Origin of the sequence: Yoonia sp. R2-816 (assembly GCF_046762905.1) — a bacterium.
GTDB lineage: Bacteria > Pseudomonadota > Alphaproteobacteria > Rhodobacterales > Rhodobacteraceae > Yoonia.
In genome coordinates this window covers 1-7904 of the sequence record NZ_JBKQXN010000015.1, presented here as the reverse complement: position 1 = coordinate 7904, position 7904 = coordinate 1, and the positions used below count along the sequence as shown (strand labels likewise).

At 53.4% G+C, this 7904-nt stretch carries 8 protein-coding genes and 2 pseudogenes; 3 read left to right on the top strand and 7 right to left on the bottom strand.

Annotation, left to right across the window (positions count from 1 at the left end; all coding sequences use genetic code 11):
* The 4 genes and pseudogenes from ACFWW2_RS00165 to ACFWW2_RS00150 all read right to left on the bottom strand — a co-directional run.
* Positions 1-671: DNA primase (locus ACFWW2_RS00165; RefSeq protein WP_393925341.1), on the bottom strand; the 671-nt coding region annotated here is incomplete at its 3' end.
* A gap of 444 nt (positions 672-1115) precedes the next feature.
* A pseudogene (locus tag ACFWW2_RS00160) lies at positions 1116-1235 on the bottom strand (transposase); the annotation flags it as partial.
* Positions 1236-1579: 344 nt separating this feature from the next.
* Positions 1580-2077 (bottom strand): GNAT family N-acetyltransferase, encoded by a 498-nt coding sequence (locus tag ACFWW2_RS00155; RefSeq protein ID WP_393925340.1) that lies wholly within the window; start codon positions 2075-2077, stop codon positions 1580-1582.
* 600 nt (positions 2078-2677) lie between these two features.
* A complete protein-coding gene (locus ACFWW2_RS00150; protein ID WP_393925339.1) occupies positions 2678-3025 on the bottom strand; it encodes a DUF1801 domain-containing protein in 348 nt (115 codons plus the stop codon).
* Positions 3026-3667: 642 nt separating this feature from the next.
* Here ACFWW2_RS00150 and ACFWW2_RS00145 point away from each other — a divergent pair.
* The 3 genes from ACFWW2_RS00145 to ACFWW2_RS00135 all read left to right on the top strand — a co-directional run bounded on the left by ACFWW2_RS00145 (position 3668) and on the right by ACFWW2_RS00135 (position 5976).
* A complete protein-coding gene (locus tag ACFWW2_RS00145; RefSeq protein WP_393925338.1) occupies positions 3668-4609 on the top strand; it encodes a LysR family transcriptional regulator in 942 nt (313 codons plus the stop codon).
* Between the two features lie 116 nt (positions 4610-4725).
* A complete protein-coding gene (locus ACFWW2_RS00140) occupies positions 4726-5196 on the top strand; it encodes a YybH family protein (RefSeq protein ID WP_393925337.1) in 471 nt (156 codons plus the stop codon).
* A gap of 30 nt (positions 5197-5226) precedes the next feature.
* On the top strand, positions 5227-5976 hold the full coding sequence (locus ACFWW2_RS00135) for a VOC family protein (protein ID WP_393925336.1): 750 nt from the start codon (positions 5227-5229) through the stop codon (positions 5974-5976).
* A gap of 243 nt (positions 5977-6219) precedes the next feature.
* Here the strand turns inward: ACFWW2_RS00135 and ACFWW2_RS00130 are convergent, their stop codons facing one another.
* The 3 genes and pseudogenes from ACFWW2_RS00130 to ACFWW2_RS00120 all read right to left on the bottom strand — a co-directional run bounded on the left by ACFWW2_RS00130 (position 6220) and on the right by ACFWW2_RS00120 (position 7579).
* Positions 6220-6408, bottom strand: coding sequence for a hypothetical protein (locus ACFWW2_RS00130; protein WP_393925335.1), 189 nt, complete (start codon positions 6406-6408; stop codon positions 6220-6222).
* A complete protein-coding gene (locus tag ACFWW2_RS00125) occupies positions 6405-6743 on the bottom strand; it encodes a hypothetical protein (protein WP_393925334.1) in 339 nt (112 codons plus the stop codon). Before ACFWW2_RS00125 ends, ACFWW2_RS00130 begins: the two co-directional genes overlap by 4 nt.
* A gap of 134 nt (positions 6744-6877) precedes the next feature.
* A pseudogene (locus ACFWW2_RS00120) lies at positions 6878-7579 on the bottom strand (IS6 family transposase).
* Positions 7580-7904: the final 325 nt, after the last annotated feature.

The window sequence follows — 7904 nt, the reverse complement described above, 5'->3', positions numbered from 1 at the left end:
CCCCCGAACGCAATCGCACGTCCGCGTATGTCCCGGATCGGGAACATGATGCGGTGGCGAAACGTGTCATAGGGTTTCTTGCCTTGGTTTGAAGGTTTGCCCAAACCCGCGCCAAGGATCAAATCCTCCGCCACGCCTTTCGAGGTCAAATGGTCCCAAAGGTTCTGCCAACCAGGTGGCGCGAACCCGATCTCCCAGCGGTCCAGTGCTTCATCGCCAAGTCCACGGCCCGCCAGATAATCGCGTGCTGCGGCCCCTGCCCCGGTTTTCAGCTGCAAGCGATAAAACTGCACCGCCTGCTCCATGACATCCGCTAACAGCTTACGACGGTCCGCTTTCTTCTGCGCCTCAGGGTCGCGCGCAGGCATGGTCATCCCCGCCTCATCCGCGAGGATCCGAACCGCTTCCATGAAGCCGACGTTCTCGGTTTCGCGCACAAACGAAATTGCATCTCCCTTCGCCTGGCAGCCAAAGCAATAATAATACCCTTTGCGATCATCGACGTGAAAGCTGGCGGATTTTTCCTGGTGAAATGGGCACGATGCCCATAAATCACCCTTACCCTGGTTGGATTTGCGTTGATCCCACATGACTTTGCGTCCGACGACCTGCCCAATGGATAGCCGCGTGCGAAGCTCGTCCAGAAATCCTGGTGGTAGTAAACCATTCATCATTGCAACATAGCCGAAATGAGCAAGGCCCCCTAGACCTGCTTCACAGTTCTTCACTTCTAACGCACGGTCCAACTGGGCGTGTGACCTGGCTCCTGAAACACAACAAAGCGCTGCCATTTCTGGCAACGCTTTATTGCTTTTGCGACTGTCGCGGGAGGAGGTGCAACAACCGCTATGCGGAGATCGGTCTCTCGGGAGGAGGATGAGATTACGATCCCGTTGAATGTAAAATGGGGCTGGTTCGGCGCTGCGGCAAGCATTCATGCTGCAAAGCGGCTATGGCTGGGCCGATTGCGGGATCATCGATGCATTCAATTACCACTTCTGTTGCACCCGATCTGCGGGCATTTTGCAAAAGCTCAGCAATGATATGGTTGATGCTGGCGTTGAAGAGACGAGTGACTTTCGTCAGAGCGTCGTCTGAAACAGAAGCCATCAGCACTTATAAAAGCTTGCCGTACTCATCCCATGTTCACGGCATAGGTCCGCGACAGGCACACCGCTCTCGGCTTGGTTCAAAATCCCCATGATCTGGGCTTCGCTGAACTTCGATTGTTTCATCAGAATCTCCTCGTTCATTGTTGAGAAAATTCTACCGACAAACACCACTAAATTTCGGGGGGATTACCGAACGATTTACGCAAAAAGAATTGGTCCGCCCGAACGGCTCCTTTGATAGTTTTTGTGTCCACCCTGCCTTCATTGTAAATATCCGGCCTGACCGGCTTATGTCGCGGTTTTCCATGGAAGCAGATCATCGGTGCCTTCTGGGGTTTTGGTTTTCATGACTACTTCTCCTATTTGCAGAAATAGGCAAAGCCTAACCTGCTGGGTGGAGCAGCCGGTACATCCCATTACTACTACATTTCTACAATGCGACGAATGTCGGCTTTGCCAAGTCCGTGTCATAACCGTAGAGTATAGAAGAAGTCATCTCTAGAATTTCCTGCAATCCGCACACCGTCTCTGTGGGTAGCAATTCGTTCAAAACCAAATCGCTCGTAAAATGCTATTGCTCTTGAATTTTCAGTATCGACGAAGAGTTCGAGTTGTTCCAAACCATCTTCTCTTGCTTCCCCAATCACACCGGTCATCATCACCATAGCTGCGGGGCTACCGTGGTATTTTTGAGTAACGAAGAAGGGCCCAATCTCGCCGCGATGCTTGGTCTGTTCGAGCTGTTGAGGGCGATAACCGCAAAATCCAACTAATTTTTCAACATCATAGACACCGCGGATGTGGCCACCCTTCAAGATATCACCGCAACGGGCAATGTCAGCTGCGGCCATTTCTTCCAGCGTTACTAGAAACCCCAGTGGAAAATCACGTGCTCCCTCAAGCCGTAAAACTCTCCAGTCTGAGGCATAGTCTGAAGTAACGGTCCTATACGTAAACTTCTTCAAAAATGTCTCCAATCAGCGAGACCCAACCAAAGGGTGTGGCTTCTATCTAGTTGAGCCTTTTAAACAATGCCAACGACAATGTCGTTTGTTAGATACGTCCGGAGGCTGTGTGAATACTCCGTACCTTGGTCTCTCTCGTCGCGCTCGTTTTCATCACCTGTGCAGAAACTCTCTCAGAAGTGCGAGAGAGCACATAAAGGGGTTTTTCGGCGCATTTTGCCGAGCGTTTGGAGTTTTCACACAGCCTCTCCGCAGAGCTGACATCGACGCCGATGTCCGGCCGCTCTGAACCTGATCAAAAGCGTCGGATGACCAGTTTGAGCCCACCTAGCACCTCGGATTTTCTCGCCGCGCGCGCTCGCAGCACGGATTGCGCTGCATCCGCTCAGCTTTTTACGCTGCGTGGCAGCGGGAAGACCGGCCATTGGTGCGCGCTGCAGCGAGGATTGAGCGGCCAAGGATCAAGTCGCGGGACAATTCGGGCCTTCGGTGAAATTCCGACAATGACTGCTTTCAGATGGCAAGAACTCTGCCTACAAACGTGTCACCAGTTTGGAACGCAGGACCTAGACCGCTGCCGGCGTTCATTTCTTCAATGGCTTACTGACGGCCATCGATTTGGATAGCGTTGGTTACCAGCCGGCCTAAAGCGACATTGTTTATATGAACAGCCAGCGGCAATTTAACGTGCCGCATCTGTTTGCCACTTCCTTGCAAAAACCCTTCCGGGTCAGAAAGTTCGGTGCCACTGCCAAAACCAAGGGTCATGTGCCGCTTTGCTTTCTGAATGTAGCAAACCATGGATTTTCCATAAAAGCAGGGCTGGTTCCACTTGAGTTCCTCTCTCAGATTAGCGCCTTGCCCTATAATGATCGCCCGCAGTTTCATTGCCAATTGTCTTTGATCCTTTTCAAGTCTGGCATACCAGCGTTCTAGGTCAGCATTCATGTCTTAGTCATCCAACACAGCATGGTCTTCAACCTCGTATTAGAATTGCTTGATGCATGAGCAAGTATTCATCCAAACCCTTAGCCAGTCAATTTTGGTTCAGTCCCGACATCGGTGCGCCCTGCAGCATTGAACACACTGGCTCAGAGCGGCCCAATGCTCGCGCAGCAATGCCGTTACCGCAGTCAAACCGAAACCGGTCGTCCTTGACTGTCGCCAACCCCATGAATTTTCTGAGGCAAAGCCGAGTAGCTGACCTTGTGTGCGATTGAGCTGACGTTCGTGCGGCAGGCGGCGAAAATTGAAGGTAAGCCCCGTTTATCAAGAACGCTGCACAGTGACCAAGGTCTGCTATGTTTGGACGAACCTAAAACAAAGGGTGGGTTGCCATGACGCCCCAGTGAGTTTCATTGATTGCATTGGGTGTTACCGACCTCGAGCGATCAAAGATGTTCTACTCTGAACTTGGTTGGACCCCCGCTCCCCGTGGTGGCGACACGATCGTATTCTATCAACTTCGAGGATTTGTACTTGGACTTTTCGGGCGCGACGCGCTGGCGGAAGACCAACACTGGACTGTGAAGGAACTTGGGACTGGGGCTACACTGAGACAAATCACTGTCCGGTTTCGATTGCATTAACATGCAAAGTGGCGTCAATTATCGTACAATGAAGAGCCTCGTTTCCAACCAAGTTCGCATCTTTGTGGCCATTGTCGATGCCGGATCAATCACCAAAGCCGCAGATGCACTCGACATGGGAAAATCCGGTGTCAGTGATGCACTGAAACAACTAGAGACATCACTTGGTACACAGCTCCTGATCCGAACGACACGGCGTCAGAGTCTCACAGCCATGGGAGAAAAATTCTACCGCCGGTGCAGGGAAATGAACGACCTTTCGAATGCGGCGCTGGAAGAGGTAAGCGAGCACCTTGCAGAGCCCATGGGCTCACTTCGGATTACCGGGCCTCATGCGATGGTCGAATGCACCATCGCGCCTGCACTTGGTGATCTGGTCGAACGCTATCCACGCATCGAACCGCAATTGGTCGTGGACGACAAGCGCCTTGATCTGATCCGAGACAACATCGACCTGGCGATTACGGTAGGCGAGCTTCCGGATAGTGAATTCAAGGCGCAACGGATCGGCGTTGCAAAGGATATCCTATGCGCTTCGCCATCTTTTTGTCGTGAACATAGTCTCGACCCAGAGGTTGGGCTTTCACCCAAAACGGTGAGGAACCTTCCTTACGTCTCGCATCACTGGGAAACCTCAGATGCAGAACATCGTGTAGTGGCGCGGGAAGGAGGAAAACCGAGAACTTTCAAGTTCCACAAGATTGCGACGGCCAATTCGGTCAATGCGGTTCAGGCGCTTATCAAGAATGGCACAGGTATCGGGATCTTGCCGCACTTCTTCCTGCGAGACAGGCTGGGGACCGGAGAATTTGTTGAACTCTTGCCTCAGTACGAGCCGCGCTCCACGGGCATCTACGCGATCCATCCTTTTGGAACCGTCCCGCCGTTGAGCGTTCGTGCGATGATCGATTTTATGAAGCAGAAGTTGTCCGAGGTGGCATAAGGCCTTTCGCCAGCAAGCCGCACTGTCCGAATTTTCCGAACGGTCAGTCCGGCGAGCTTGGGTTTTTCGGATAACGCGACATGCGTATTTCTCTGTCATCAACAACGGAGAATGAAATGTTCAACTCACTTAAAACTCTCGTAGCCGCCGCTGGCGTTGCAGTCGCAACGATGATGCCGCTAACGGCTCAAGCCGAAGAAGCCGCAACGCGCGCGGCAAGCGAATTCGAACTCAGCATGGCCGTCGCGACGGCAAGCCGCCAATGGCGCGATGCCTTCAATTCGGGCGACGCTGCAGGCGCAGCCGCCATGTACGAACAAGATGCCGTGATGGTGGCCGAACCATTCGGAACCTTCGAAGGCCGCGAAGCCATCCAGGCGTTCTGGACACAGCTTGTCGAAGGCGGCTTTGACGACGTTGTCTATTTCAATACGACAACCGTTGTCGCTCAGGATTTGGAAACTGCCGTGGTCTCCGCCGAATGGCGCATGAACAACGCGCATGGCATCATTACCAAAGAGCTCTGGGCACTTCAGCCTGATGGAACCGCGCTGTTGCGCGAAGACCATTTTAAGGTCGCGCAATAGGCGCGCCTTCGCAGCGAAAGGAGCAACTCCATGCCCAGAATTGATCAGATCACGTTGCGCAGCCGCGACCACCATGCTCAGCAAGAGTTCTACATCGACATTCTGGGCATGGTCGGCCGTGACGATGGAACGATTGGGTACGGGGATAAAGAAGTGGGCCTGATTTTCGAGCCTGCGAACAAACCATATCAACCGTCAAATCAAGACGTCTATTGGAAAATCGCGCTCGCGGTGCCCAATATTGAACTGGCCTGTGATCAGTTGCTTCGCAAAGGCGTGCAGGTGGGCGCGGCCCGTCAATTCCAGGATATCGGATATCTCGCACACTTTCGGGACCCGGAAGGGTTCACGATAGAACTGATCGAGCATTGGTTCAAAGGCAATCGACCTGACCTGCAGTACGACACCTCGCGTTTGGGAGGAGGGGCCACCCTCAATCTCCTGACGCTCAGGACCCATGACATCGCTCCCCTCCACAAAAGTTGTTTGGATTGGGGAATGACTCCACTCTCCGTGCAGCATGTGCATGGGTACGGATTTACGCTGCACTTTTACGCGTTCACTGACGAGCAACCTCCGAACCCTGACCTGACTGCGATCGAGAACCGGGAGTGGCTTTACCAAAGACCTTACACTGTCCTTGAAATCCAGGAGGTGGAGGGAGCGTGTGGGATGCATCCCACACGCGATGGCGCAGCGGGCTACGCAAGCGCAAAAATTACTGGCTTGGTGCGTGAACTGTTGCCTAACGAATTGCAGATTTCAGCTGAAACGCTCTGACTGCAACCCAAATTCTGATCCAAGACATGAATGATCAAATACCCGAAAAACGAATTGCCTAAACGGCCCAAACTTGCCTTTGGTCGGAATTTTTTCCGCGGCGCAGCTTCGTCAAACCGGACCTTCGTTGCGGCTGCACTATCCTCGTGCTCACGAACTCACAGTCTGTGGCACACGGTGGTCGACTGACGCCGGGTGTGCACGATGTATGTGCGTAAGTGACAGGATCGCCCCGGCTGTCAATTACCGGCAACCGGTTCCGCCGATACCGTCGCGTGCGATAACCTCATCTGTTGGGCAACGCAGGATCATGACGGGGGATGCCATGACCGGCGCGGTGTCAATCATGGGTTCGTCGTGGGCTGTCGGCTCCGGCTGTGGAGCGCTACAGGCCGCCAACGCAACAATCAGGCCAAAAATCAGCTTTTTCATGGGGTATCATCCTGTTTGCTGTAAAGGTATCCACCTGCGCCAAACCTAAAACCGCGCCTTTCCTTTGGCAATTCTTTCGCCGCTTTCTTCATCTCCGCCGCCTGCGCGCTAAGGTCCTCCAACAACGCTATCTGAGCTGCGTCATAGGCGGTTTTCAACGCCGCAACATGATCGGCGCTCAGCTCGGTGTAATGCACCGCGCGCTCAAAGTGCGGAGGCGTGTGCCCCAGGACATTCTCGGCTGCAGCATCAAAATGACCGCCAAGGTTCTGGGTCAGATAGGCCAGCTGATCCTCTGACCCGGCAGCGGCTGATAGGAAGACAGCAGCAGGCATACCTCCTGGGTTCCCGCATCAATCGCGACAGCGCCCGCTTCCTCCAATGTGTCCAGCATCGTGCGCAGATGGATGTCATTGCGGGTGTTGTCACGATAACTTCCTGCCCAACAAAGAATGCTGATGATCAGATTTCATGCAGCTCGAGCAGCGGCATTCCATGCGTCAAAGGCCTCGAGGTGGTGATATCGAATTGTTAAGGCTGAGCGGCGGTGAGCGGGGACGCTGAAGCAATTGCGGATGGCAGAGTGGGTCGCCACGAACCTTTGCAACCCTCCTGGAAAGCGTTGGCCTTGCATCGTCCTTTCCCGCTTTCGGAAAGGGAGATGACTGTTTTCAGTTCGATTGTTGAGGCCCTTGTGCGCCCAATGATCCAACCCCGGCGCAACCTCACTCTTGGCGGCACCATATGAGCGTAGTTTGTCCGTGATGATCCGCTTGGGAATGAAACCAAGGCGCTTTATCAGGCGGCGCAACAGCCGTTTTGCCGCCCGTTTGTCCCGTTTCGATTGGAGGATTTCGTCCAGCACGACGCCATGCTGATCGACCGCGCGCCAGAGCTAATACTTGCGATCTGAGATTCTCACGGCAACTTCATCCAGATGCCAGACATCACCTGGACGTTTCTGTCTCTGCCGCAGGTTTCGAGCTACCGCCGGCCCGAATTTGATGACCCAACGCCGGACAGTTTCGTAAGACACATCGATCCCACGCTGCAGAAGCAACTCTTCAACTTCACGCAGACTCAGATTGAAGCGAACGTACAGCCACACCGCGTGCGCGATGATCTGAGGAGGAAACCGGTGGCGCTTGTAGCTGATTGACGATGACTTCATCGATGTCACTTACGTCCAAATTATATCATGGGCAACCGAACGACGGTTAACGTGACAACACCGTTTGCGGCGCAACCGAACTTTACTGTTTGTGCAAATAGTTGTCTGGGCGTGAATTAGTGGGTTTTGGAACTGGGCCGCCTTAAAAAAAAATTCTAGTTTGCCAAGTGTAACGTATCATTCTTCTCTTCAGGTATTTTTATGCACAAACGCTCACCCGAGCGGACGCCATAAAGAGGATGCTGAGGAGACAGTCTCTTCCAAAAGGCAGGACGATATTGCGACGTAGCGATGAAGAACAACGCGGACAGAAAGGTTCGCTTTC